Source organism: Mesorhizobium sp. P3_A2 (assembly GCF_056403115.1).
The window spans coordinates 548,484-572,332 of the sequence record NZ_JBFUGC010000001.1 but is presented as its reverse complement, the minus strand read 5'-3'; the positions used below and the strand labels follow the sequence as shown (position 1 = coordinate 572,332).

The 23,849-nt window shown below is 63.8% G+C and carries 22 protein-coding genes; 11 read left to right on the top strand and 11 right to left on the bottom strand.

The genetic code is table 11. The features are described from left to right. Positions 1 to 3: 3 nt before the first annotated feature. Positions 4 to 744, bottom strand: a complete 741-nt coding sequence (locus AC1DXM_RS02690; protein WP_112560281.1) for an ATP-binding cassette domain-containing protein — start codon at positions 742 to 744, stop codon at positions 4 to 6. Between the two features lie 417 nt (positions 745 to 1,161). Between AC1DXM_RS02690 and AC1DXM_RS02685 the strand changes: the two genes are divergently transcribed. Continuing rightward, a complete protein-coding gene (locus AC1DXM_RS02685) occupies positions 1,162 to 2,151 on the top strand; it encodes a sugar-binding protein (protein WP_477231626.1) in 990 nt (329 codons plus the stop codon). A gap of 175 nt (positions 2,152 to 2,326) precedes the next feature. Continuing rightward, positions 2,327 to 3,148 carry a FadR/GntR family transcriptional regulator gene (locus tag AC1DXM_RS02680; RefSeq protein ID WP_477231957.1) on the top strand — a complete coding sequence of 274 codons (822 nt, stop codon included), beginning with the start codon at positions 2,327 to 2,329 and terminating at the stop codon, positions 3,146 to 3,148. Here AC1DXM_RS02680 and AC1DXM_RS02675 read toward each other — a convergent pair whose 3' ends face one another. Continuing rightward, a complete protein-coding gene (locus AC1DXM_RS02675) occupies positions 3,149 to 4,087 on the bottom strand; it encodes an NAD(P)-dependent oxidoreductase (RefSeq protein WP_477231625.1) in 939 nt (312 codons plus the stop codon). 116 nt (positions 4,088 to 4,203) lie between these two features. Between AC1DXM_RS02675 and AC1DXM_RS02670 the strand changes: the two genes are divergently transcribed. Together AC1DXM_RS02670 and AC1DXM_RS02665 are read left to right on the top strand one after the other, a co-directional pair. Next, on the top strand, positions 4,204 to 5,094 hold the full coding sequence (locus tag AC1DXM_RS02670; RefSeq protein ID WP_112560284.1) for an NAD-dependent epimerase/dehydratase family protein: 891 nt from the start codon (positions 4,204 to 4,206) through the stop codon (positions 5,092 to 5,094). 119 nt (positions 5,095 to 5,213) lie between these two features. Continuing rightward, positions 5,214 to 5,990 (top strand): FadR/GntR family transcriptional regulator, encoded by a 777-nt coding sequence (locus tag AC1DXM_RS02665; protein ID WP_477231624.1) that lies wholly within the window; start codon positions 5,214 to 5,216, stop codon positions 5,988 to 5,990. Positions 5,991 to 6,139: 149 nt separating this feature from the next. Here AC1DXM_RS02665 and AC1DXM_RS02660 read toward each other — a convergent pair whose 3' ends face one another. The 5 genes from AC1DXM_RS02660 to AC1DXM_RS02640 all read right to left on the bottom strand — a co-directional run bounded on the left by AC1DXM_RS02660 (position 6,140) and on the right by AC1DXM_RS02640 (position 11,325). Beyond that, entirely contained in the window at positions 6,140 to 7,246 is a 1,107-nt protein-coding gene (locus tag AC1DXM_RS02660) for a Gfo/Idh/MocA family protein (protein ID WP_477231623.1), read from the bottom strand. 34 nt (positions 7,247 to 7,280) lie between these two features. Then, positions 7,281 to 8,102 carry an ATP-binding cassette domain-containing protein gene (locus AC1DXM_RS02655; RefSeq protein ID WP_477231622.1) on the bottom strand — a complete coding sequence of 274 codons (822 nt, stop codon included), beginning with the start codon at positions 8,100 to 8,102 and terminating at the stop codon, positions 7,281 to 7,283. After that, positions 8,099 to 9,214 carry an ABC transporter permease gene (locus tag AC1DXM_RS02650; RefSeq protein ID WP_477231956.1) on the bottom strand — a complete coding sequence of 372 codons (1,116 nt, stop codon included), beginning with the start codon at positions 9,212 to 9,214 and terminating at the stop codon, positions 8,099 to 8,101. The genes AC1DXM_RS02655 and AC1DXM_RS02650 overlap by 4 nt, the downstream gene beginning before the upstream one ends. Positions 9,215 to 9,359: 145 nt before the next feature. Next, positions 9,360 to 10,328 (bottom strand): rhizopine catabolism ABC transporter substrate-binding protein, encoded by a 969-nt coding sequence (locus AC1DXM_RS02645; protein ID WP_477231621.1) that lies wholly within the window; start codon positions 10,326 to 10,328, stop codon positions 9,360 to 9,362. 64 nt (positions 10,329 to 10,392) lie between these two features. After that, positions 10,393 to 11,325: a polysaccharide deacetylase family protein gene (locus AC1DXM_RS02640; protein ID WP_477231620.1), complete on the bottom strand. Its 933-nt coding sequence runs from the start codon at positions 11,323 to 11,325 to the stop codon at positions 10,393 to 10,395. A 330-nt stretch (positions 11,326 to 11,655) separates the two neighbouring features. On the opposite strand from AC1DXM_RS02640, the gene AC1DXM_RS02635 reads away from it, so the two are divergent. Next, positions 11,656 to 12,900 carry a DegT/DnrJ/EryC1/StrS family aminotransferase gene (locus tag AC1DXM_RS02635; protein ID WP_477231619.1) on the top strand — a complete coding sequence of 415 codons (1,245 nt, stop codon included), beginning with the start codon at positions 11,656 to 11,658 and terminating at the stop codon, positions 12,898 to 12,900. Positions 12,901 to 12,921: 21 nt separating this feature from the next. On the opposite strand, the gene mocR is transcribed toward AC1DXM_RS02635, so the two are convergent. The 4 genes from mocR to AC1DXM_RS02615 all read right to left on the bottom strand — a co-directional run bounded on the left by mocR (position 12,922) and on the right by AC1DXM_RS02615 (position 16,246). Next, entirely contained in the window at positions 12,922 to 14,376 is a 1,455-nt protein-coding gene (mocR, locus tag AC1DXM_RS02630; protein ID WP_477231618.1) for a rhizopine catabolism transcriptional regulator MocR, read from the bottom strand. Positions 14,377 to 14,501: 125 nt separating this feature from the next. Then, positions 14,502 to 14,708 (bottom strand): LacI family DNA-binding transcriptional regulator, encoded by a 207-nt coding sequence (locus AC1DXM_RS02625; RefSeq protein ID WP_477231617.1) that lies wholly within the window; start codon positions 14,706 to 14,708, stop codon positions 14,502 to 14,504. A 226-nt stretch (positions 14,709 to 14,934) separates the two neighbouring features. Further along, positions 14,935 to 15,846, bottom strand: a complete 912-nt coding sequence (gene iolE / locus AC1DXM_RS02620) for a myo-inosose-2 dehydratase (protein ID WP_477231616.1) — start codon at positions 15,844 to 15,846, stop codon at positions 14,935 to 14,937. Between the two features lie 112 nt (positions 15,847 to 15,958). After that, on the bottom strand, positions 15,959 to 16,246 hold the full coding sequence (locus AC1DXM_RS02615) for a DUF3175 domain-containing protein (RefSeq protein ID WP_477231615.1): 288 nt from the start codon (positions 16,244 to 16,246) through the stop codon (positions 15,959 to 15,961). Between the two features lie 225 nt (positions 16,247 to 16,471). On the opposite strand from AC1DXM_RS02615, the gene AC1DXM_RS02610 reads away from it, so the two are divergent. From AC1DXM_RS02610 to AC1DXM_RS02585, 6 genes are all read left to right on the top strand, one after another. Beyond that, positions 16,472 to 17,644: an MFS transporter gene (locus AC1DXM_RS02610; protein WP_477231955.1), complete on the top strand. Its 1,173-nt coding sequence runs from the start codon at positions 16,472 to 16,474 to the stop codon at positions 17,642 to 17,644. Positions 17,645 to 17,798: 154 nt separating this feature from the next. Continuing rightward, positions 17,799 to 18,827 carry an HTH-type transcriptional regulator GntR gene (gntR, locus tag AC1DXM_RS02605; protein ID WP_477231614.1) on the top strand — a complete coding sequence of 343 codons (1,029 nt, stop codon included), beginning with the start codon at positions 17,799 to 17,801 and terminating at the stop codon, positions 18,825 to 18,827. Positions 18,828 to 19,134: 307 nt separating this feature from the next. Next, positions 19,135 to 20,259, top strand: coding sequence for a sugar ABC transporter substrate-binding protein (locus AC1DXM_RS02600; RefSeq protein ID WP_477231613.1), 1,125 nt, complete (start codon positions 19,135 to 19,137; stop codon positions 20,257 to 20,259). A gap of 81 nt (positions 20,260 to 20,340) precedes the next feature. After that, positions 20,341 to 21,888: a sugar ABC transporter ATP-binding protein gene (locus tag AC1DXM_RS02595; RefSeq protein ID WP_477231612.1), complete on the top strand. Its 1,548-nt coding sequence runs from the start codon at positions 20,341 to 20,343 to the stop codon at positions 21,886 to 21,888. Then, positions 21,885 to 22,865, top strand: coding sequence for an ABC transporter permease (locus AC1DXM_RS02590; RefSeq protein WP_477231611.1), 981 nt, complete (start codon positions 21,885 to 21,887; stop codon positions 22,863 to 22,865). Before AC1DXM_RS02595 ends, AC1DXM_RS02590 begins: the two co-directional genes overlap by 4 nt. After that, on the top strand, positions 22,862 to 23,848 hold the full coding sequence (locus AC1DXM_RS02585; protein ID WP_477231610.1) for an ABC transporter permease: 987 nt from the start codon (positions 22,862 to 22,864) through the stop codon (positions 23,846 to 23,848). The genes AC1DXM_RS02590 and AC1DXM_RS02585 overlap by 4 nt, the downstream gene beginning before the upstream one ends. Position 23,849 lies beyond the last annotated feature (1 nt).

The following is a 23,849-nucleotide window of genomic DNA, read 5'->3' as shown; positions in this document are numbered from 1 at the left end:
TAATCAGACCTGTTCGATGGCGCCGGTGATCAGCCCGGTGACTTCCTCGGGCGAGCTGGATGCGATCCTCTTGTCGGCGACTTTCCTGCCGCGCCGCATGACGATGACGCGGTCGGCGACGTCGAAGACGTCAGGCATGCGGTGGCTGATCAGCACCACAGCGATGCCCTGGTCGCGCAGATGGCGGATCAGGTTCAGCACTTCGGCGACCTGGCGGACCGAAATCGCCGCCGTCGGCTCATCCATCAGCACGATCTTGGCCTGCGACAACATGGTGCGGGCGATGGCCACCGCCTGGCGCTGGCCGCCCGACATCTGCTTGACCAGGTCGCGCGGCCGCGTCTCCGATTTCAGTTCGGCAAAAATCTGCCCGGCGCGCTTGTACATGGCGGCATAATCGAGGATGCGGAACGGGCCGACGCCCCGGCGCAATTCGCGGCCGAGATAGACGTTTGCGGCAGCGGTCAGATTGTTGCACAGCGCCAGATCCTGGTGGACGATCTCGATGCCGTGCTGGCGCGCCTCCACCGGCTTGTGCAGGATCAGCTCCTTGCCATCCATCTGCATCGAGCCGTGGCTCGGGCGGAAATTGCCGGCGATCATCTTGACCAGCGTCGACTTGCCGGCGCCGTTGTCGCCCATCAGGCCGACGACCTGTCCCGGCTCGATGGACAACGAGACGTCGTTGACCGCCTGGATGGCGCCGAAATGTTTCGAGATGTTGGTGAGTTCGAGAACCGCCACCAGCCTTCTTGCCTCCCCGTGCTTTGGCCATCGGTTCCGCCCGCGGCCCACGCTTGCCCAGCTCCTCCCGGGACAGCGATGTTGAATTCCATTTACGCAAATGACTGCACGGGCGTCAATCGGCAGGCGGAATCTAAAAATCCGTTTTGTAGGACAAATACCATTGACGTTGGCCACAAGCCGATATTAGCTGGATGGCGGAGGAGTAACCTGCCGGCCCCATCCGGTTTGCCTATGGGATCAGCAGGGAACGCATCGGTGCTTGCCGGCCTTTTCGAATCCGGCTGACCGAAATGAAAATGCTTATCGACCTGGCCTGCCGACACGAGCGTTCGCATAACGATCCTCTGTCACCGCATCCGGGTTGGTTTGTGTGGCGGGCACGCCGTGTCCGTCTGTTTCCAAGGGAGGACTGATATGAGGAAAACAGTTTTGCTCGCCGCCGTCGCCGCCATGGCGCTGGGCGCCGGGCCGGCTTTGGCCAAGAAGCAGCTCGTCATCGTGGTGAAAGGTCTCGACAATCCGTTCTTCGAGGCAATCCACCAGGGCTGCGAGAAGTGGAACAAGGAAAACGCCAGTTCGGAATATGAATGCTTCTACACCGGCCCGGCGTCGACTTCCGACGAGGCCGGCGAGGCGCAGATCGTGCAGGACATGCTGAGCAAGGCCGACACGGTGGCGATGGCGATTTCGCCGTCCAACGCGCCGCTGATCGCGCAGACGATCAAGACCGCCAATCCGACGATCCCGATCATGACCGTGGACGCCGACCTGGCCAAGGAAGATGCAGCACTTCGCAAGACCTATCTCGGCACCGACAACTACCTGATGGGCAAGAAGATCGGTGAGTACATCAAGAAGGGCAAGCCGAACGGCGGCACGATCTGCACCATCGAAGGCAATCCTGCGGCCGACAACATCCTGCGCCGCGCGCAAGGCATGCGCGACGCGTTGTCGGGCAAGGAAGGCCTGGCGGCACTGGCCGGCGAAGGCGGCTGGACTGAAGTCGCCGGCTGCCCGGTGTTCACCAATGATGACGGTGCCAAGGGCGTGCAGGCGATGACCGACATCCTCGCCGCCAACCCGAAGCTCGATGCGTTCGGCATCATGGGCGGCTGGCCGCTGTTCGGCGCCCCGCAGCCCTATCGCGACCTGTTCGGGCCGCTCAAGGACCGCATCGCCAGCAATGATTTCGTCATCGGCGCCGCCGACACGATCGGCGACGAAGTGGCGATCGCCAAGGACGGCCTCGTCACCGCACTGGTTGGCCAGCGGCCGTTCGAAATGGGCTACAAGGCGCCGTCGGTGATGATCGACCTGATCGAAGGCAAGAAGGTCGACGATCCGGTGTTCACCGGCCTCGACGAATGCACCAAGGATACGGTCGACACCTGCATCCAGAAGTAATTTGCGATACCGGGGCGTCCTTTCGAGGGCGCCCCGTCACTTCCCTCAGGGACAAGGACTGGCAACATTGTCGGGGCGGCAGGCTCCGGCTTTGACGGGCTCATGCGTCTTGCTTTCGGCGAAGGGCACGGACAATTCCGGACGGTTTCCCTGCGACAGATTGCCGATGCCCAAGATGCCGGACGACAGACCAAGAAGGCAATCCGCCAGGACCGATGTGCCGGCCAGTCCGGTGGCCGCAACTGTTCGACGGCCGGATATGGCGTGGAGCCCCGGATCGAGCGTGCATGGATCGCTGGCCAGCGAAATCGGCCTCAGAATCGTGCGTGGCGACTATCCGCCGGGCGCCATCCTGCCAAACGAAGCCAAATGGGCGGAGATGTTCAACGTCAGCCGCTCGGCGGTGCGCGAAGCCATCAAAATGCTGATGGCCAAAAGCCTGCTGGCTTCACGGCCCAAGATCGGCAGCTGGGTCGAGCCGAGGGAACGCTGGAACCTGCTCGACCGCGATGTGCTAGCCTGGTATGCGACCGGCCCGGACCGGGAGGCGTTCCTGCGCACGGTGCAGGAGTTCCGTCACATCATCGAACCGGAGGCCAGCGCCTTTGCCGCGATGCGGCGCAGCGACGAGCAGATGGCCGAGATCAGCCAGGCCTGCCGGGAAATGGGCGAGGCGCTGAGCCTGCAGCAGCGTATCCGCGCCGATACGCGCTTTCATCTCACGATCCTACGCGCCTCCGGCAACGATCTTTTGGTGCCGCTCGGCGTGCTGATCGAATCGGCGCTCGACCATCTCTTCGTCTTCACGACCATACAGGTTGCCGACCAGCAGCACGCCCAGAAGCTGCACGAAGCGATCGAGAAGGCCATCCGCCTGCAGCGGCCGGACGCAGCGCGCAATGCGGTGCGAAAGTTGCTGGCCAATACGGATGAGGGGATCGGCAAGGCGCGGCGGGGAGCCAGCGCAATCTCCACCACACGGGGGGAGATCGGCTGATCAGATCGTCTGCTTCTTGCCGTCCTTGCTTGGCATGAGATCGACGCCGTTCACTTTGGCAATATGCGTCGCCAGCATCGGCACGAACTGCTCGGCCGGGCCGGTGGCATGGGCGCCGGCGAAGGAATTCTTGGTGGCGTTGCCCAGCGGGTTGGCGATGCCGGCCGCACCCGCCATCGATTCCAGATAGGTCAGGTCCTTGAAGGCGTTGGCAATGGTGAATTTATGCGCGTCGCGGTCACCCTCCAGCGTCCAGCGCATGAAGGTCTGGTAGAAGCCGCAATCCATGCGGCCGTTGCGGATGACGCTGTCGAAGCGCGGCGGCGAGATGCCGACCTTCTCAGCCAGCGCCAGCGCCTCGGAATAGATCGCGGCATAGCCCAGCGAGATGAAGTTGTTGAGCAATTTCATACGGTGGCCGTCGCCGGTATCGCCGATATGGACGATGCGCCCCGCCCAGGTTTCGATGACGGGCTTCACGCGCGCAAAGAGCGCGTCGGGCGCGCCGACCATGGCGTCGAGCGTACCTTCCCAGGCTTCCTTCGGAGTGCGGCTCAGCGGCGCATCGACAAAGTCGACGCCGATCTCCTTGAGTTCCGCCGCCAGCGCCACGGTCGAGACCGGATCGGAGGTCGAGCAGTCGACGACGACGGAGCCCTTCTTCAAGCCCTCCTTGAGGCCGCCGGGGCCGCGGATGATGGCTTCGACCTCGCGCGAACCGGTGACGCAGATGAAGACGATATCGGAAGCCGCCGCCACCTCGCGCGAAGTTGCCGCTTCCTTGGCGCCTCGGCCGATCAGGTCTTCCGCAGGCTTGCGGTTCTTGCGGCCGAGGAAGGTCAGGCCGTAGCCCTTGTCGACGATGTTCTTGGCGATGCCGTGCCCCATCAGGCCAAGGCCGATGAAGCCGATCTTTTCGCTCGCGGCGGTCGTGGTCATGTCTTGAAGTCCTGTTGCAATGATTGATACCTGGCGCCGCCGTTTGCCGGCGAGGGTGGTTGCGGAATGCCATATTGTCTGACAATACACAGGAATCCTAGGTATTGGAGGCGAAAATGACGAAGCGGATCATGTTCACCGGCGGCAGCGGCAAGGCCGGGCGCCATGTCGTGCAATATCTGGTCGAACAGGGCTGCCAGGTGCTGAACATCGACACCAAACCGCTCGACAATCCAAAGGTGCGCACGCTGATCACCGACATTACCGACAGCGGCCAGGTGTTCAACGCGCTGACGAGCTATATGGGCCTGCATGAATTCGACCCGTCGCTGCGCTCGCAGCCGGTCGATGCCGTTGTGCATTTCGCCGCCATCCCGCGCATCATGATCACGCCCGACAATGAGGTGTTCCGCATCAATGCGATGGGCACCTACAATGTCATCGAAGCGGCAGTGAAGCTCGGCATCAAGAAGGTGGTGATCGCATCCAGCGAGACGACTTATGGCGTGGTGTTCGCCAACGAACCGCGCGACCCCAAATATTTCCCGCTCGACGAAGAATACGACGTCGATCCGATGGACAGCTATGCGCTGTCCAAGGTCGTCAACGAACACACGGCGCGTGCCTTTGCGCAGCGCAACGGCACCGACATCTATGCGCTGCGCATCGGCAATGTCATCGAACCGCACGAATATTCGCTGTTTCCGAAGTGGTTTGCCGATCCGGGCTTCCGCAAGCGTATCGCCTGGAGCTATGTCGATGCCCGCGACCTCGGCCAAATCACGTTGCGTGCGGTGGAAAAGGACGGTCTCGGCTTTCAGGTGTTCAATGCCGCCAATGACGACACCTCTTCCGACCTGCCGACGGCCGAGCTGTTGAAGCGGTTTTACCCCAATGTGCCGGTCAAAGCGGAGCTCGGCGAATATGAGACGCTGCTCTCCAACCGCAAGGCCAGGGACATGCTCGGCTTCCGTCCCGAGCACAGCTGGCGCAAGTACGTCAAATAGGGCTGGCAAATAGGGCTTTGGGGGCAAGGTTGTAAGCTGATCTGTGCACAGCCGCAGGCTTTGCCGCCAACGCCCTTTCCTTTGCTTGACAGCTTCAAAAATCCGGACTTTGTGGACGCATGAGGGACGGAAAGCCGAATAAGGGAAAGAAGCCCAACAAGACGGCGGCGGCCGAACGCCCGGCGGTGCTTCGTCGGGCCGACGCAGCCCGAGTGCCTGGCTCTAGCGTGCATGCCTCGCTGGCCAGCGAAATCGGGCTTCGGATCGTGCGCGGCGATTATCCGCCGGGCACCATCCTGCCCAACGAAGCCAAGTGGTCGGAAACCTTCAACGTCAGCCGCTCGGCTGTGCGCGAAGCGATCAAGATGCTGATGGCCAAGAGCCTTTTGGCATCACGCCCCAAGATCGGCAGCTGGGTTGAACCCAGGGAGCGCTGGAACCTGCTCGATCGCGATGTGCTCGCCTGGTACGCGACCTCGCCCGACCGCGAAGTGTTCCTGAAAACGGTGCAGGAATTCCGCCACATCATCGAGCCGGAAGCGACCGCCTTTGCCGCCATGCGGCGCACCGAGGAGCAGATGGCCGAGATCAGCCAGGCCTGCCGCGAGATGGGCGAAGCGACCAGCCTGCAGGAGCGCACGCGCGCCGACACGCGCTTCCATCTCGCCATATTGCGTGCCTCCGGCAACGATCTGCTGGTGCCGCTCGGCGTGCTGATCGAATCCGCTTTCGATAACCTGTTCACTTTTACGACGCGCGAACTCGATGATCTGCAGCACGCACAGCAGCTGCACGAGGCGATCGAGAAGGCCATCCGGCTGCAGCGGCCGGAGGCGGCCCGCAATGCCGTGCGCAAGCTGCTCGCCAATACCGACGGCGTCATCAACACCAGGTAGGATGTGCTGATATTCAGGTGAGGCCGGCCTGCAAACGCCGGCTTTCTGCGCTTCCGGTGCTCACGTACTTCAGTACGCTCCGCTCCGGTTCTCGAAATCCAACGTTTTCGACTCGGCCTGACCTGAATCTCAACACATCCTTCGAGTGCTCAGTCGACTGGCGAAGTGGCCAGGTGCTGCCGGGTCAGCGCGATCAGCAATGCCTGGTCGCGGGCGGCGTGTTCGGGTGGGTTGACCACCGCGTCACCGTTGACGATCGCGCCCCAGAAGCCGCGCATCTCCTCGACAAAGGCTTCGCCGTAGCCGGCGCGCAGGTCCCTGGTCGATAGCGTATGGCCGTCCGACGTCTTGACCGTCAGCCGGGTCGGATGATGGTTGAGCCAAGGCGAGGGGAATTCGAGCTCGAGGCTGGCATCGTCGAAGAACAGCGTGATGCGCTCCTTGTAGTCGGCGAGCTTCGGCACGGTGAGATGCGTCATGGTCCACAGCGCCTGGCCGTCGAGCAGTTTCACCGCACCCTGGCCGCCATCGCCATTGGCGAAAATCTGCGCGCCGACGACCTCGCCATCCGGCACGCCGAGCGCGTCGAGCAGGCCGTGCACGGCATTCGCATCGTGAATCAAGGCGGAGCTGTAAGCGCCGGTAAATCCACGGAAAGCGAGATCGGTCAAAGGCTGGCCGATGGCGCGCTCGACCTGTTGTTTCTGCTTGCCTTGCGCAGCAGCAATCAGGTCCTTGGGAATGTCATTGCCTCTGACATAGCGCTGGTGGGCGATGAAGGGCCAGGCATCGGGGTCGTTGACCTCAACCGAGACGGACCGCAGCGTCTTTGCCGTGCCGGGCAGCGAGGCCAGCGCCAGCCGGTAGCTCGGATCGAAGCGCTTCATGTAGCCTACCTGCATGACCTTGCCGGCCTTGTCGCGTGCGGCAACGATCTCGGTGATCTCCTCCGGCGAGTAGCAGAGCGGCTTTTCGCAGAAGACATGCAGGCCGCGCTGGAGTCCGGCCAGCACCTGCTCGTGATGCAGCGGGTCGGGCGAGCCGACAACGACGGCGTCCAGACGCTGGTCGAACAGCTGCTCAGGCGTTTCGAAATTGGTGACGCCGTGGATATCAGTGACATACTGGCGCGAAATCCTCGACGGATCGGCGACGCCGACCAGTTCGAACAGATCGCCGAGCCGCAACAGGTTGGGAATATGCTCGATCTGCGAAATCATGCCGGCGCCGATGACACCGACCCGTATCCTGCTCATACAATCAATTCCTGCAAATGGAGTCTAAAACAGGTCACGGCGCCGCCGTTGGTCGATTGCCGATCTGCGCCAGCAGGCCGGCGATCTCCGCCTCGACCGCCTTCAAATCCTCACCGCCCGACATGATCGAAATCACCTCGTCACGCGAAATCTCCGACTTGGCGTAGGTGCCACGGTTGCGGCCGCGGTTGAGCAGCGTGAAAGTGTCGCCGACGGGGTAGGCGTGGTGGATGTTGTGGCTGATGAAGATCACCGCCAGCCCGCGCATGCGCGCCTCGATGATGAATTTCAGCACCATTGCCGCCTGATGCACGCCGAGCGCCGAAGTCGGCTCGTCGAGGATCAGCACTTTGGCGCCGAAATGCACGGCGCGCGCGATCGCTACCGACTGGCGCTCGCCGCCCGACAGCGTGCCGACGGCCTGCGTCGGGTCGCGCACGTCGATGCCGATATCGGCCATCGCCTGGCGGGCTATTGTGTTGGCGCGCTCCTTGTCGAAGCGCGAGAAGGGCAGGCGGCTCCTGGTCGGCTCGCGGCCGAGGAAGAAATTGCGGGTGATCGACATCAGCGAAATCATGCCAAGGTCCTGGAAGACCGTGGCGACACCGAGATCCTGCGCGTCGCGCGGGCTGCGGAAGGTCACAGGCTTGCCGTCGACAAAAATCTCGCCCTTGCTCGGCCGGTGCACGCCCGACAGAACCTTGATCAGTGTCGACTTCCCGGCGCCATTGTCACCCAGCAGGCAGTGCACCTCTCCGGGATAGACCTTGATGTCGATGTCCTGCAGCGCGCGCACTGAACCGAAATTGACGGACACACCGCGCAGTTCCATGGCTGGCTGAATGGCTTGGGTCATTTGCCGCCTCCGCGTCCAAGCGCCTTGAGGCGGATGTAGTTGTTGACCAGCACCGCCATCAGGATGACGATGCCGAGGAAGACTTTGAACCAGTCGGTGTCGATGCCGGTGTAGAAGATGCCCATCTGCACCAGGCCGAAGATCAGCGCGCCGAACAGCACGCCATAGACGGTGCCGTAGCCGCCGGTGAGCAGCACGCCGCCGATGACGGCTGCGATGATGGCCTCGAATTCTTTCAGCAGGCCGCGCGTGGTGTCGGCGGAGCCGGCCTCCATCACCTGGATGGTGGCAAGCAAGGTCGCGGCACAGGCGGTGTAGATGAACAGCGCGATCTTCACCCGTTCGACCGGCACGCCGACATTACGGGCGGCATTGAGGTCGCCGCCGGTGGCGAAGATCCAGTTGCCGTATTTGGTCTGGGTCAAGACATAACCGGCGAGCGCGGTCAGGCCGAGCCACCAGACGATCGACATCGGAATGCCGACGACGAAGGGAATGCCGTCGGTGCGGGTGGCGATCCAGCCTTGCGTGCCCATCCAGTGGAAGAAGCCGGTCAGGAGATGGCCGTTGAACAGGCCGGCGGTAGCCTGGTCCGGCGCGCCGTCAAGGATGTAGGGGATCTGCGTGCGGCCGGTGACGGCGCGGGTGATGCCGATCGACAGGCCGCGCAGGATGTAGAGCGAGGCCAGCGTGACGATGAAGGAGGGCAGGCGGGTCTTCACCACGATCAGGCCGTTGACGTAGCCGGTGAGGATGGCGACTGCGAAGGCGCAGGCGATGCCGCCCCACAGCGGCAGGCCCCAATATTTGACCGTCAGCCCGATGACGACGCCGGCGAAACCGACCATCGAGCCGACCGAGAGATCGAACTCGCCGGCAATGATGAGGAGGGCTGCGGCGGTGGCGATGATGCCGAGTTCGGCCGCCAGCGTCAGGAAGGTCATCGACCCCTGCAGCGAATAGAGGTTCGATGCTCCCGGCAGCAGGGCGAAGATGATGATGGTGGCGATCAGGCCGCCGGCCGCACCAGCTTCGGGCCGGCGCAGCCATTGCGTCAGCCGGCCGGTGCTGGCCAGCCGCTCATCGGCGCCGGCGGCGCGCTTCGACGTCATGCCGAAACGGTCCTTGACCGGCCCTTCTGAAGGTATCGCCTTGTCTTCCACGGCTGCCATTAGGCTCCCCAATCGCTCACTTCGCAATGTCGATGACTGCAGGGAAAGCGCCGTTGCGGCTTCCCCTGCAGAGATCGTTCAGGCCTTAGCGGATGCCGTCCTTGGCGAGCGCCAGGATGGCCTTGGCCTTGTCGGGCGAGTCGATGAACAGCGGGCCGGTATAGGCGTTGTTCTGCGGCCAGAAGCCGTGCGTGGCGTGCTCTACCAGATAGATCACCGGCAAATAGCCCATCAGATATTGCTGGGCGTCCATGCCGAAGCCCATTTCGCCGGCGACGACGGAATCCAGAACTTCGGGGCTGATATCGAACGTGTAGAGCTTGATCTTGCCGAACAGTTCCTTCTGGCGGAAGAACGGGATCAACGGGTTGGCGGCGGTGGCGCCGAGCGCAAACACGGCCTGGGTATCGGGATGCGCCGACAGATAGGCTTCGGTGCGGCGCTGGATGTCGGCCGGGTCGGGAGACACGGTCAGGACTTCAGTGCCGCCGCCGGAAGGCTTCAGCCCGTCATTCAAACCCTGGCAGCGCTGGTCGAGGCTCACATTGCCGACCTCGTGGTTGATGCAGACGACCTTGAGCGTGCCTTCCTTGGCCAGCCGCTCACCGGCCTTCTTGCCGGAATCATATTCGGAGACGGTGCCGACATACATGGTCGTCCCGAGCTCGGCGCCTTCCTTCTCGCCGGAATCGAGAACCACCATCGGGATGTTGGCGGCGAGACCCGCCTTGACCGATTTGCCGAGCGCATTGGCGTCGGCAATGGAGACGGCAATGCCGTCGGGATTGGTGGCGATGGCCGCATCGAGCAGGCGGGACTGCTCGACCACGTCGAAGACCTGCGGTGCGTAATATTCGACCTTGGCGCCGGTGAGTGCGGCCGCATCGTCGACGCCGCGCTTGACCACCGACCAGTAGGGATCGGAGGCCGAACCATGCACCACGAAGGTGATGCGGACATCCTTGGGGTCCTTGAGGCCAGCGGCATGCGCGACGCCCGCCAGCATACTCATCGAGACAAGCGCGCCGAGCGCCAGTTTCAGAACAGTCTTCATGTCATTCTCCCATTGTCGTTGCAGTTCCAATTCCCTCTTTGCGCCGCAGGCCGAAAGGATCGGCTTATAGCGCCGACCGGGTGGCCGCTTTGCGGGCCTTTGCCGGTGTCGATCTTCCAAGCCTTGCACGAAGCTCCTCGCGCAACGGCTTCATGCCGATGATGTCGATGTCCTGCGCGCCGAGCCAGTCGCGAAAACCCTGGTCGCGGAACAGCTCATATTCCTCGGTGCGGATATAGGCGGAGCGCGGCTCGATCAGCTCGAGCTCGCCCGGTGCGTTGAAATGCAGGCAGAAGAAGGTCAGGCCTTCACGCACGCCTTCGATCAGCGCCTTGTAGGCAGGCTCTATCGGCTTCGAACGCGGGCGGCCCCATGTCGTCTGGATGGCGGCGTCGAAGATGACAAAACCCTTGGCGCGGGCCTCGGCGACGCCGCGCTGGAAACCCTCCTCGGTGACGCCGACCAGATTGTCGTTGGGCGAATAGGCCGACAGTGTCTTGGTCAGCAGCACCGGCAGTCGGTATTCCAGCCCGAGCCTGATGTAGACGTCGCAGAACTCGGGCGACAGGGCCGCGCCCATATGGGCGTCGAGATGGGTGACGTCGATGCCGGCGCGATAGGCGGTGTCGATCTGGGCGCGCAGCTCGGTTTCGACCGCTTGCGGTGCCGCCTTGCGGCGGGTGGTTGCCACGTCGGGCCAGAAATAGCCGAACTCGTCGGTCAGGCCGGCCGCGCGCGACGGCGAGGTCAACGGCCGCCATTTGTAGTGCTGCTTTTCGCTGTTCAGCGTCAGGTGGACGCCGAGATCGAGGGCAGGGTTCGCGGTTGCCGCTTCGGCCATCTCGGGGAACCACGGGCACGGCACCATCACCGCGCCGGAGCTGCAGGCGCCCAGCCCGGTCAGTTCGAGGAAGGCGCTGTTGGCGCCATGGCACATGCCGACATCGTCTTCATGCAGCACAAGCTGTCGCCTTTGGGCATTCATCGGGGCAGTCATGAACGGCTACCGTCTTGCCGGCGCGCCGGTTGCGAGGGTCTTCCAAAGTGTGTCCCGTGCAGCATGGAACCGACCGTTTGCCCAACTGGACGCGATGGAACGCCCAAAGCCGGCTTTCCAACAGGGCCACTTCAACGAATTCGGATGGGTACGATTTTTCCGCTGGCCTGCATTGTGGAATGCCGATTTCATTCGCTATGCCCATATTCGGCGTCTACCCCCGTCCTCGCGTAGCCGGGATGGCTTGGTCCGATCGCGGCGGAGTGGTTCTTTCAAACAGCGCCGGCGAGCGTAGAGCTTTCACACCATCAAGCGATGTGGAGAGCTGCCATGTACACTGCCGGCGAGGAAGAGATCGAAGCCATTGCCAGGGTCATCCGCTCCGGCGCGCTGTTCCGTTATGGCGACAACAGCGAATGCAACCGCTTCGAGGCCCGCTATGCAAGGCATCTCGGCGTCGAGCATTTCGCGCTGGCCGCCAGCGGTACCTATGGCCTCGCTGCCGGCCTGATCGGTCTCGGCATCGGGCCGGGCGACGAAGTGCTGGTGCCGGCCCACACCTACATGGCGACGGCCACCGCCGTGCTGTCGGTTGGCGCCATTCCGGTCATTGTCGATATCGACGAGAGCCTGACCATCGATCCGGCAGCCTTGCGCGATGCCATCGGCCCGCGCACCAGGGCGGTCATCCCGGTGCATATGTGGGGCGCGGCCTGCAACATGAACGCGATCATGGACATCGCCAAGAAACGCGGCCTCAAGGTGCTGGAAGATGTCTGCCAGGGCATTGGCGGCAGCTATGAGGGCAGGAAGCTCGGCTCGATCGGGCATGCCGGCGCCTACTCCTTCAACTACTTCAAGAACATGACCTCGGGCGAGGGCGGCGGCATCGCCACCAGCGATCCGAAGGTAGCGGAGCGGGCGCGCTGCGCCATCGACCCCTGTCACTTCTACTGGCAGGGCCGCAATGACAGCATCAAGCCGTTCGCCGGCATCGGCGCGCGGGCCTCGGAACTGATGGGAGCCATGCTCAATGTCCAGCTCGACCGTCTCGACGGCATCATCGAGGCGATGCGGGCGGAGAAGAAGAAGGTGCTGGCCGGCACGCGCCATCTCGGCAATCTCGGCCTGACGCCATCGCCGATGAACAGCCCCGACGACGACTGCGCGGCGCAGGTGATGTATCTGCTGCCGAGCGAACAGTCGGCGCAAACCTTTTCCAAGACCATTCCGAGCGTCATTGCCGGCAAGACCGGCCGCCACAATTTTACCCAGTGGGACCAGGTGCTGATGCATGAGGGTGCGCATCACCCGGCGCTCAATCCCTACACGCTGCCGGAAAACAAGGGCCTGCGGCTCACCTATGCCGACGATCTCGGCAAGGGGTCGCTTGACATCCTCAACCGTACGGTGATGGTGGCGATGAACCCCGCGCATGGCGATGCCGAGATCGCCGACATGATCCACAACATCGACGCGGCGGCTCGCGTGGCACTGGAAAACGCCTCGCTGGACGATGTCGAGGTGCGCAAGGCCGCACCAGTGGACCTGCAGAAATTCGACAGCGTGAACTGAAGCGCGCCGCTCTGGACCGGCCTATTGCCGGTCCAGGCGCATGAAGGCGGCACGCAGCGCCAGCACCGCGCGCAGGATTTGGCGTTCATCCATCGCGGCATAGCCGAGCAGCAGGCCGTGCTCTGGCTCGCTCGAATGATAGTTGATCGAGATGCCTTGCACGTCGAGCCCTTCCTTGACCGCCGCGGCGACGACGTCGCTGTCCTTGTAGGGCCTGGTGAAACTGGCCAGCAGCTGCATGCCGGAATCGTTCTCGGTCACGGCTAGCCATTCGGACAGATGCTCTTGGCACAGCTTGACGAAATTGGCCTGCCGGCGCGCATAGAGCCGGCGCATGCGCTTCAGATGCGTGGCGAAATATCCCTGCGTGATGAAATCATTGACCGTCGCCTGCAGGATCAGCGGCGCGAACTGGCCGGTGATGGAGACGGCGCGGTCGAAGGGCACGGACAATTCGCGCGGGACGATGAGGTAGCCGATGCGCAGCGCCGGGATCAGCGTCTTGCCGAAGGAGCCGATATAGACGACGCGGTCGGCATGATCGAGGCCGCGCAAAGCCGGCACGGGCCGGCCACGAAAACGGTACTCGCCGTCATAATCGTCCTCGACGATCCAGGCGCCGTGGCGCTCGGCGATGTCGATCAGCTGCAGCCTCTCCTCGATGCGCATGATGGTACCGAACGGCCATTGGCAGGACGGCGTCACATAGATCAGCCGTGGCGGCGGCAGGTCGGGATCGGACAGGTGCCAGCCCTGCCTGTCGACCTTCAACGGCGCGAGCTGGGCGCCGCTGGCGAGGAAGGCGCTCTTGGCGCCGAGATAGCCGGGCTCCTCCATCCAGACATGGTCGCCTTCGTCCATCAGCACGCGCGAGGCGAGGTCGAGTGCGGCCTGCGCGCCGGTGACGATGATGACCTGGTCGGCGGTGCAGTTGATGCCGCGCGACAGGCTGATGGTCGAGGCGATGGCCTGGCGCAGACCGGGATGGCCGGCAAAGGAGAGATAGCCGAGCAGGTTCTCGTCGCGGCTGCGCGCATTGCGCACCAGAAGGCTCGACCAGATGGTGAAGGGGAAGGACGCCGTTTCCGGCACGCCGGGGTGGAAGTTGATGACGCCGGCGTTGCGCGGCGGCTGCGGGCCGTTGACGATGGTCTGGCCGCGCCGTGAGAGTTTCTGTGGAGCGGCGAGGCCGGCCCGCAGCGAGGCCGGCGGGCGCTTTTGCTGGATCGGCGCCACCCAGGTGCCGGATCCCGCGCGCGCCTCGATGAAGCCTTCGGCAAGCAACTGGTCGTAGGCGGCGATCACGGTGTTGCGGCCGACTTTCAAATCCTCGGCCAGAGAGCGGGTCGAGGGCAAAAGCGTGTTCTGCTGGATCTGTCCGTCGAGGATGAAGCGCCGCAAGGCGCCGTAGATCTGCCGGTGCATCGGCTCGTCCGAGGCGCGGTCGACCGACATGATGTCGAGGGAAAGGCGCATGTGGTCGGCCAAGCCTAGAGCCAGATGATTTCAGGTCGAACAGACCTGAAATCCTCTGGCTCTGAATCTAAGAGATGGAGCATGATGTCGTCCGAAAACCGCTTCACACTTTTCGGCATCATGCTCTAGTCTCCGACGAACCTGGCTGCGCGGGCGATCTTTTCTTCGTTGAGAAGGCAGACGGTGTCGAGCACCAGCCGCCTGGTTTCGGGATGGACCTCGCGGCTGTTCTTCAGCGCGCGATGCACGGTTGCGGCGCCGAGTTCCGCCTTTTGCGCAATCTCACGGATGGTGCAAAGCCGTTCCATACCGAGTGCCGCCTCGAATGCCATATCGCTCCTCCACCTGCATCAAGGCACGGCTTGCCGCCAGCCTCAAGCTGGAAACTCTGCGGCCGGAAACTCCGGGTCGAAAATCCGACCTCCCCAAACCGGTGCCGAGAATTGCGCGATCCGCGCCGCCAGGGGAGGACGGCGGCGCGGATCGCCGGGCGCTTTCGCGTCGCTACCCCTACCGAGGCGCGCGCCCAACCGGCCAACCACCAGCCCCCGGCGGTGGTCAGGCCATTTCTCGTGTTGCTACCTCAAACCCGGCCTTGCGGGCCGTGGTGAGAAGCGAAGCGTAACCCTTCGTGGCATAGGTCAAGGGATGCGCCTTGGCCGGATCCTGTTCGGCCTCGACGACGATCCAGCCTTCGTAGCCGCGTTTGGCGAGTGGCTGCAGCAGCGACAGGAAATCGACGGAACCGTCGCCGGGCACGGTGAAAATCCCCTCCATCACCGCAGCCATGAAACTCATGTCCTGGCGCCGCGCTTTTTCCAGCACGGCCGCGCGGACATCCTTGCAATGGAAATGCACGATGCGGTCGAGATGCCGGTTCAGGAGAGAGACCGGGTTACCGCCCGAAAACAGGCAATGGCCGGTGTCGAACAGCAGGCCGACGCTTTTGCCGGTCGCAGCCATCAGCCTGTCGACCTCGTCGTCGGTCTCGACGATGGTGCCCATGTGATGATGGAAAGCCATGCCGACGCCGAAGGCGGCCATACGGTCGGCGAGCTCAGTCAGCTTCTCGCCATAGGCGGCCCATTCATCGTCGGCCAGACGCGGGCGCTGCGAGATCGGGGCAAAGATACCGTCATGACGGCCGCGCGACGTGTCGGCATAGACGACAACCCTGGCGCCGAGGTCGCGCAGCAAGGTCAGATGCGGCGTGATGGCGGCGAATTCCTCGTCGACCGTGCGGTCGAGAATGCGGCCGTCATACCAGCCGGAGACGAGCTCCAGCCGATAGGACGACAGGATCGCTCCAAGCTCGTCGCTTCGCCTGGGAAATTTGCCGCCGAGTTCGGTGCCGCGATAGCCGGCCTGCCTGGTTTCCGACAGGCAGGTCTCGAGCGGCGTGTCGCCGCCGAGTTCGGGAACATCGTCATTGCTCCAGGTAATGGGATTGATGCCGATCTTGACCGTCATGCCGCCACTTTGCAGGCTTGGGGAAACGCAATGCCGAGGCTGGCAAACTGGAGGGAAAGAGGACCTGTCACTAGGTCCAGTTCAAGCGAATTTGGCGGAGCCAATTGTGAGACTAGTCCTGCTCCGGCCGACCGAAGGCGATGCGCAGTTCGTTCTTGGCATCCTCAAGCACTTTCCGGCGGGCCTGCGGGAGGTTCTTGCCGGCGCGGTTGATGTAGAAATTCAGCATCGACATCGCCGACTGGAACGGCTCGGCCTTGCGCCGGTCGCTGTGCTCGGCCGAGCGTTTGAGCGAAGCCGCGATCTTTTTGGCGTCGTCGGCTTCGAAGATGTGCTCCTCAAGGTCCATCGCATCGCTATGCTCGGTCACCTCGGCTGACCATTTTTTCTTCGCGGTCATGGCAAACTCCTTCCTGTCGCAAAACTCAGGCAGAGCGTTGCCGGTTCCCGAAAAAATCGCCTGGCTGCTGGAGCCACGGATCGGGGCCCTGTGGCGCTGCCCGTCGCCGCGAATGCGCCGATAGTGGCGGTGGTCGACTTCCCGGAACCGCGGACAGGAAACGCCTTGACCCCCATCGTCGCCAACCCGGCGAGCAACCCTGGCATCGACAGCTCCTATGCCTGGATGCGTCTCGCCATCTCGATCCTGCTGGCGACGATCGGCGCAGTCGGAATGTGGGCCGTCGTCGTGGTGCTGCCGGCCGTGCAGGCCGAGTTCGGCGTTGACCGCGCGGCGGCATCGATGCCTTACACCGCAACCATGGTGGGCTTTGCCGCCGGCAACGTGCTGGTCGGCCGCGCCATCGATCGCATGGGCTATTGGGTCCCGGCGCTGATCTCCTCGGTGGCACTCGCCGCCGGACTCCTGCTCGCGGCGGCGTCGACGTCGATCCTGCAATTTACCCTTGCCCAGGGGGTGCTGATCGGCCTTGGCTCATCGGTGATCTTCGGACCGTTGATCGCCGACATTTCGCACTGGTTCAACCGTCGACGCGGCGTCGCCGTCACGGCGGCGGCCGCGGGCAACTACCTCGCCGGAGCGCTCTGGCCAACCATCATGCCGACGCTGATCAAGGCGGAAGGCTGGCGCTTCACCTATGCCGCCATCGGCGTCTTTTGTCTGGTCACCATGATACCGCTGGTGCTGTTGCTGCGGCGCGGCGCTCCGGACGCGGCAGCGGCCGGCTCGCCGGGAAGCCGGCCTGTACAGCCGATTTCAATCTCGCCGGCGGCACTGCAAATGCTGCTGGTCATCGCCGGTCTCGGCTGCTGCGTGGCGATGTCGATGCCGCAGGTGCATATCGTCGCCTATTGCATGGATCTCGGCTACGGCATCGCGCATGGCGCCGACATGCTGTCGATCATGATGGCCGCGGGCGTTGTCAGCCGGCTCGCCTCCGGCTTTGTCGCCGACCGCATCGGCGGCGTGAAAACGCTGCTTATCGGTTCCGTGCTGCAATGCCTGTCGCTGCTGTTCTACATCCCGTTCGACGGGCTCGCCTCGCTCTATGTCGTGTCGCTGGTGTTCGGCCTGTCACAAGGCGGCATCGTGCCTTGCTATGCCATCATCGTGCGCGAATACCTGCCCGCCAAGGAGGCCGGTCAGCGTATCGGCATCGTCATGATGGCGACCATATTCGGCATGGCGATCGGTGGCTGGATGTCGGGATGGATCTACGACCTGACCGGCTCCTACGCCGCGGCCTTCCTCAACGGGATCGCGTGGAACCTGGTCAACGTGGCGGCCATCCTTCTGCTGATGTGGCGGGCCAGGCGCCCGGCCATGGTTACGGCCTGAGGGACTTCAGCCGGCGAAGCCGCAACCCGCCGTTGGCTTGACAATCGTCAGTTGCTGCGCGACGCCAAGCTGGCATGGCGTAGTGGGGAAGCCGGACAAACATGGCGACAGAGACGACGAGGTCGCAATCGCGCGCGGCGCAGAGGGCAGGACCGTGACCAAGCCGCGCTCGCGCCGCGGCGGCGGCCGCCCGACGATCGCCGATGTCGCGCGCAAGGCGGGCGTCGGCGCCATCACCGTGTCGCGGGCGCTTCGCGAACCCGACCGCGTCAGCCAGGATTTGCGCCGCCAGATCCAGGCCGCCGTCGACGAGCTCGGCTATGTGCCGGATCCCAATGCGCGGGCGCTGGCCTCGGCGCGTGCCGATGTGTTCGGCGTGCTGGTGCCGTCGCTCACCAACAACGTCTTCGCCGAAGTGGTGCGCGGCATCTATGACAGCCTGTCGGACGGCCCGTTCCGCGTCCAGCTCGGCAACACCCATTATTCCGGCCTCGAGGAGGAGCGTCTGCTGCAGGTGTTCGCACCGCAGCGTCCGGCGGCGCTGATCGTGGCCGGCATCGACCAGACGCCGACGTCGCGAAAACTGCTGGAGAATGCAGGCTGCCCGGTGGTGCAGGTGATGGAGACCGGGCCCGATCCGGTCGACATGCTGGTCGGCTTCTCGCATTTCGACGGCGGCAGGACAGCGACCGAGCATCTGATCGAGGCGGGCTACCGGCGGATCGGCTTCATCGGCGCACGCATGGACCCGCGCTCGCAGCGGCGCCTTGCCGGCTATCGCGCGGCAATGGAGAAGGCCGGCCTGTTCGACCCGCGGCTGATCACCACCACGCCGCTGTTGTCCAGCGTGACGCTCGGTCGCGAGCTGCTTCGCGATGCGCTGGCCAAGATGCCGGCGCTCGACGGCGTCTTCTGCAACAATGACGATATCGCGCTCGGCGTTTTGTTCGAATGCCATAGCGCCGCACTCGACGTGCCGAAGACAATCGGCATTGTCGGCTTCAACGACCTCGAGATGATGCAGGCGGCGTTCCCGCCGCTCACCAGCATCCGCACCCCTCGCTACGAAATCGGACGTCGGTCTGTTGCCATGGCGCTGGCGGCGATCGCCGGGCGAAGGCCTGAGCAGCGGGTTGTCGATCTCGGTTTCGAGCTCAAGCCCCGCGAGAGCACGGCACGCTGAACACGCATTGGCGACCCCAGCAAATGGTGCTTTACACAACGTCATGGTAGCGCTACCATTTTTATCAGGCAGGCGCTGTGACTGAGGAGCTACGCTTGTTTATTATACATAAGCAACAGCTCACGCTTGTTTATTATGTATAATATGCTAGGGTTTGGTTCTCGCCCGTGAAGCGGCGAGGGGGAGGGGATCGGGCCGGCTTCGGGCCCTTGAGACGTGTCGCCGGCAAGGCTGGAGGGCCTTCGCCAGGCGTGGAAATCACCACGACAAACAGCATCAAGCAGAACTGCAAACGGGAGGAATATCGATGATCAAGTCATTCGTTGGCGGCATCGTTGCCGCCACTGCATTCGTCATGTTGAATTCGTCGGCGATGGCCGACCCTGAAGTCGTCAAGGGACCAGCGGCCGAGCCCGAGTGCTTCGCGCCGTGGGCGGCCGATACTCAGTTCTTCAAATTCCCCAAGAAGGAAGGCCCATACCGCATCGCGCTCGCCAACGGCTATATCGCCAACACCTGGCGCATCCAGATGATCCAGACGGCCAAGGCCTATGCTGCGCAGAAGGACGTCGCGGCAAAGTTGAAGGAATTCAAGGTCGTATCGACCGGCGAGGATGTGCCGGCGCAAATCTCGGCGATCAACAACTTCATCGATTCCGGTTTTGACGCCATCGTCGTCAACGCGCAGAATCCGACCGCCTTCGGGCCGGTCATCAAGCGCGCCAAGGAAGCCGGCGTCGTGCTGGTCGCCTTCGACAACATCCTCGACACCAAGGACGCCATCAACGTCAACGTGGACCAGAAGGGTCTTGGCGCGCTGTGGGGCAAATGGCTGGTCGACCATATACCGGATGGCGGCAAGATACTTGAAGTGCGCGGCGTTGCCGGCACTTCGGTCGATACCGACCGCCACAACGGCATTCATGAGGTCTTCGACGCCTCGGGCAAGAAATGGGACGTCACCGAAGTCGCCGGCAAGTGGGATGATCCGACAGCGCAGAAGGTCACGGCTGACGCGATCGCCACCAATGGTCCGTTCGTCGGCATCACCGGCCAGGGCGGCGACACCGGCATCGTTCAGGCGATGATCGACGCCAAGCATGCATTCGTGCCGTTCGGCGGCGAAACCGAGAACGGCTTCCGCAAATTCTGCGCGGCGCATGCGGCGGACGGCCTGAAATGCTCCTCGGCCGGCACCGGCCCTGCCCAGGTCGCGGTCGCCATCAAGACGGCGATCGCCGCACTTGAGGGTCAGGTCGTACCGCAATCGGTCAAGCTGCCGCTCGCCATCGTCGAGGATCCGAACTTCAAGGAGGGCCAGGACTACTTCCCTGACCAGTCCGATAATTTCTTCGTCGGCAATTCCTTCCCGACCTGCGGCATCAATTTCACCGCGCAGGAAATCATGGGGCAGACCAAGGCGGACCAATAGGCTGCACATTCGGCGCCGCGGGATGCTCCGCGGCGCCGAACCACTTGCCATCTCAATCCATAAAACTGCCCCGGAGGGCTGATGGACGGTGCGGTTCCACTCTTTCGCATGGAAGGCATTTCCAAGCGCTATGGCGGCGTGCGTGCGCTGGAGAAGGCCGAACTTTCGGTCACATCAGGCAGCATCCACGCCATCCTCGGCGAAAACGGCGCCGGCAAATCGACGCTGATCAAGGTCATGGCCGGTGTGGTGGCGCCCGACGAGGGGTCCATGACGCTGGACGGGCGTGAGGTCAGCTTTGCCTCGCCGGCCGCGGCCAACCAGGCCGGGATCGTCTGCATCTTCCAGGAACTGTCGCTGGTCCCCGAACTCAGCGTCGCCGACAACATCGTCATTTCCGATCCGCCGACACGATTCGGCATGATCGACCGCAAGGCGCAGCGCCGCATCGCCGAAGAGGCGCTGGCACGCGCGGGTGCGGCCGACATCCATCCGCTGGCGCTGGTCAAGGATCTTCCCCTTTCAAGACGGCAGATGGTCGAGATCGCCAAGGCATTGGCCAGGAAGCCGCGCATCCTGATCCTCGACGAGGCAACGTCAGCGCTGGCTGCCGCCGATGTCGCCAAGATCTTCGCTGTGCTGAAGCGGTTGCGTGGGGAAGGGCTGGCACTGCTCTACATCTCGCACCGGATGAACGAGATCGCGGAGCTCGCTGACCAGTGCACGGTGTTTCGCAACGGCCGCAATGTCGCCAGCTATGTCGCCGGCTCCAAGAGCGACAATGAGGTCGTCGAGCTGATGATCGGGCGAGAATACAGTCATATTTTTCCGCCCAAGCCAGTGCGCCTGCCGGCTACTGCTGTCCCGGTGCTCGAAGCGCGCAACCTGTCGTGGACAGACCGGCTGGACAATGTCTCGCTGACCGTCGCGGCCGGCGAGGTGGTGGGTCTCGGGGGCCTCGACGGCCAGGGCCAGCGCGAGTTGCTGCTTGCCTTCTTCGGCGTGCTGCGCGGTCGCTCCGGAGAGATCCTGATCGATGGCAAGCCGGTGACGATCGCCAGTCCGGCGGCGGCGCGCGACGACCGGATCGGCATGGCGCTGATCCCCGAGGATCGCAAGACGGAAGGGTTGATGCTGCCGATGACGGTGCGCGAAAACCTCTCCTTCGCGGCTCTCGACCGGCTGTCCAAAGGCGGAATCATCGACCGCGCCGCCGAGCAGCGGCTGATCGACGACATGGTGGGGCTGCTGGCGATCAAGACGGCGGGCCTCGACATTCCGGTCGGCGCGCTGTCGGGCGGCAACCAGCAGAAGGTCGTCATCGCCAAATGGCTGATGCGCCAGCCGCGCATCATCCTGCTCAACGACCCGACGCGCGGCATCGATGTCGGCACCAAGCAGGAGCTGTATCAACTGATGCGCAAGCTTGCAGACGCGGGTGCCGCGATCCTGTTCTACTCGACCGACTATGACGAGCTGATCGGCTGCTGCGACCGGGTGCTGGTGCTCTATGACGGCGCGGTCAAGCGAGAGCTGGTCGGCGCCGAGCTCACCGAACGGGCGCTGATCGCCAGCGCGCTCAACATCCATGGCGGCGACGCCACCCCCAGGCACGGAGCGGACGCGTGAAGGATTGGCGCTACTGGCTTGCCGAACAACGCGGAACGCTGCTGGCGTTCGCCATCTTCATCCTCATGTTCGCGATCTACACCGCGAACCATCCGGCGGGATTTACCGCCAATGTCGTGCAGACGGCCTCCAACAAGGGCGTGTTGCTCGCCTTCGTCGCCATGGCGCAGACGCTGGTGGTGATCACCGCCGGCATCGACCTTTCCGTCGGCATGATCTTCACGCTGACCAATTGCCTCGCCTCCTGGCTGGTCATCGGCACCGGCCTCGAGACCGCCTTCGGCGTCATCGCCGTGCTCGGCACCGGGCTGTTGTGCGGCGCGATCAATGGCGCCATCGTCATCTACGGCCGACTGCAGCCGATCGTGGCCACCATCGCCACGGGTGCCGTCTATTTCGGCATCGCACTGCTGCTCAGGCCGTTCCCGGGCGGATCGGTCAATGAGGATCTGGCCGACGCGCTCACCGGGCGCCTCTTCGGCGTGGTGCCGGCAAGCCTGGTCGCGCTCTTCGCCGTGGTGCTGATCGTCTGGGTGCCGTTCAGCCGTTCGGTGCTTGGCCGTGCCGCTTACGCCGCAGGCTCATCTGAGACGGCGGCCTACATGTCAGGTGTGCCGATCCGGCGCGGCAAGTTCGCCGCCTACGCGCTTGCCGGCCTGCTGGCGGCGATCGGCGGGCTGTTCCTGACCTTCTTCACCTATACGGGCGACGCGGCCTATGCCAGCGGCAACGCCTACACGCTGTTCTCGATCGCCGCCGTCGTGCTGGGCGGCGTTTCGCTGTTCGGCGGCAAGGGCAGCGCCATCGGCGCCATCTTCGGCGCGCTCGCCTTCCGCACCATCGGCGACCTGCTGTTCGTCTTCGATTTCGACCCGCTCTGGCAGCCGCTGTTCCAGGGCGTTATCCTGCTGATCGCGGTCAGCGTCGGCGCCTTCGCCCTGTTTCGGGTCCGCAACCGGCTGGAGTGGTTCCTGTGAGCGAGACGACTATCGGCGGCATCGCCGGGCGCATGCCGAAATTCATCCGCCGCGCCGATCCGGCGGTGCTCACCGCCTTTGCCTGCATCGTGCTGTTGCTGTTTCTCGGCAGCCTCTATTCCAGAAGCTTCCTGTCACCGGAATATCTGTTGCAGCAGCTCAAGGTGGCGTCGTTCCTTGGTGTTATCGCCACCGGCATGATGCTGGTCATCCTGCTCGGCCAGATCGATCTGTCGGTGCCGTGGTCGGTGGCCGTCGGCGCCATGATGGCGGCCGCGGCCGCGGCCTATGGCCCGATCGGTGTGGCGCTGGCCATTCCGTTCGGCATCTTTTGCGGCGTGCTGATCGGCATCGTCAACGGCATCGGCGTCGCCTATCTGCGCATCCCCTCGATGATCATCACACTCGCCACCAACGCCGTCGCGCAAGGACTGATGGTCGTCTATACCGGTGGCTTCTCGCCACAGGATTCGGCCACCGGCGCCATGCGTTATCTTGCGACAGGTTTTGCCATTCCGGGCGTGCCCAACGCCGTCATCATCTGGGCGCTGATCGGCGCTGCGATGGTGCTCGTGCTGACCCGCACCAGCTTCGGCCGCAGCGTCTACGGCATCGGCAACCGCGAGCGTGCCGCCTATCTCTCCGGCATCGACACAAGGCGCGTGGTGATGATCGCCTTCGCCATATCGGGCGGGCTGTCCGCCTTCGGCGGCGTGCTTCTGGCGGGCTATGCCTCCAAGGCGGCGCAGTCGATGGGTGACGCCTATCTGCTGCCGTCGATCGCCGCCGTGGTGCTTGGCGGCACCTCGATCCTCGGTGGTCGCGGCTCCTATCTCGGCACCGTCGCCGGCGTGATCCTGATCACGCTCCTGCAGTCCATCCTGTCGGTCATGCAGATGCCCGAGGCCGGCCGGCAGATCATCTATGGCGTCGTCATCGTCGCCATGCTCCTGCTCTACGGCCGCGCGCCGGCAAGCCGCTGAC

Bases quoted from the DNA above. Each gene is read 5' to 3' on its own strand.
- AC1DXM_RS02655 (WP_477231622.1), bottom strand. From the start codon at position 8,102: ATGACCCAAGCCATTCAGCCAGCCATGGAACTGCGCGGTGTGTCCGTC.
- AC1DXM_RS02645 (WP_477231621.1), bottom strand. From the start codon at position 10,328: ATGAAGACTGTTCTGAAACTGGCGCTCGGCGCGCTTGTCTCGATGAGT.
- AC1DXM_RS02635 (WP_477231619.1), top strand. From the start codon at position 11,656: ATGTACACTGCCGGCGAGGAAGAGATCGAAGCCATTGCCAGGGTCATC.
- AC1DXM_RS02675 (WP_477231625.1), bottom strand. From the start codon at position 4,087: ATGACCACGACCGCCGCGAGCGAAAAGATCGGCTTCATCGGCCTTGGC.
- iolE (WP_477231616.1), bottom strand. From the start codon at position 15,846: ATGACGGTCAAGATCGGCATCAATCCCATTACCTGGAGCAATGACGAT.
- AC1DXM_RS02680 (WP_477231957.1), top strand. From the start codon at position 2,327: ATGCCGGACGACAGACCAAGAAGGCAATCCGCCAGGACCGATGTGCCG.
- mocR (WP_477231618.1), bottom strand. From the start codon at position 14,376: ATGCGCCTTTCCCTCGACATCATGTCGGTCGACCGCGCCTCGGACGAG.
- AC1DXM_RS02625 (WP_477231617.1), bottom strand. From the start codon at position 14,708: ATGGCATTCGAGGCGGCACTCGGTATGGAACGGCTTTGCACCATCCGT.
- AC1DXM_RS02600 (WP_477231613.1), top strand. From the start codon at position 19,135: ATGATCAAGTCATTCGTTGGCGGCATCGTTGCCGCCACTGCATTCGTC.
- AC1DXM_RS02595 (WP_477231612.1), top strand. From the start codon at position 20,341: ATGGACGGTGCGGTTCCACTCTTTCGCATGGAAGGCATTTCCAAGCGC.
- AC1DXM_RS02670 (WP_112560284.1), top strand. From the start codon at position 4,204: ATGACGAAGCGGATCATGTTCACCGGCGGCAGCGGCAAGGCCGGGCGC.
- AC1DXM_RS02615 (WP_477231615.1), bottom strand. From the start codon at position 16,246: ATGACCGCGAAGAAAAAATGGTCAGCCGAGGTGACCGAGCATAGCGAT.
- AC1DXM_RS02660 (WP_477231623.1), bottom strand. From the start codon at position 7,246: ATGAGCAGGATACGGGTCGGTGTCATCGGCGCCGGCATGATTTCGCAG.
- AC1DXM_RS02685 (WP_477231626.1), top strand. From the start codon at position 1,162: ATGAGGAAAACAGTTTTGCTCGCCGCCGTCGCCGCCATGGCGCTGGGC.
- AC1DXM_RS02610 (WP_477231955.1), top strand. From the start codon at position 16,472: ATGCGTCTCGCCATCTCGATCCTGCTGGCGACGATCGGCGCAGTCGGA.
- AC1DXM_RS02665 (WP_477231624.1), top strand. From the start codon at position 5,214: ATGAGGGACGGAAAGCCGAATAAGGGAAAGAAGCCCAACAAGACGGCG.
- AC1DXM_RS02650 (WP_477231956.1), bottom strand. From the start codon at position 9,214: ATGACGTCGAAGCGCGCCGCCGGCGCCGATGAGCGGCTGGCCAGCACC.
- AC1DXM_RS02640 (WP_477231620.1), bottom strand. From the start codon at position 11,325: ATGACTGCCCCGATGAATGCCCAAAGGCGACAGCTTGTGCTGCATGAA.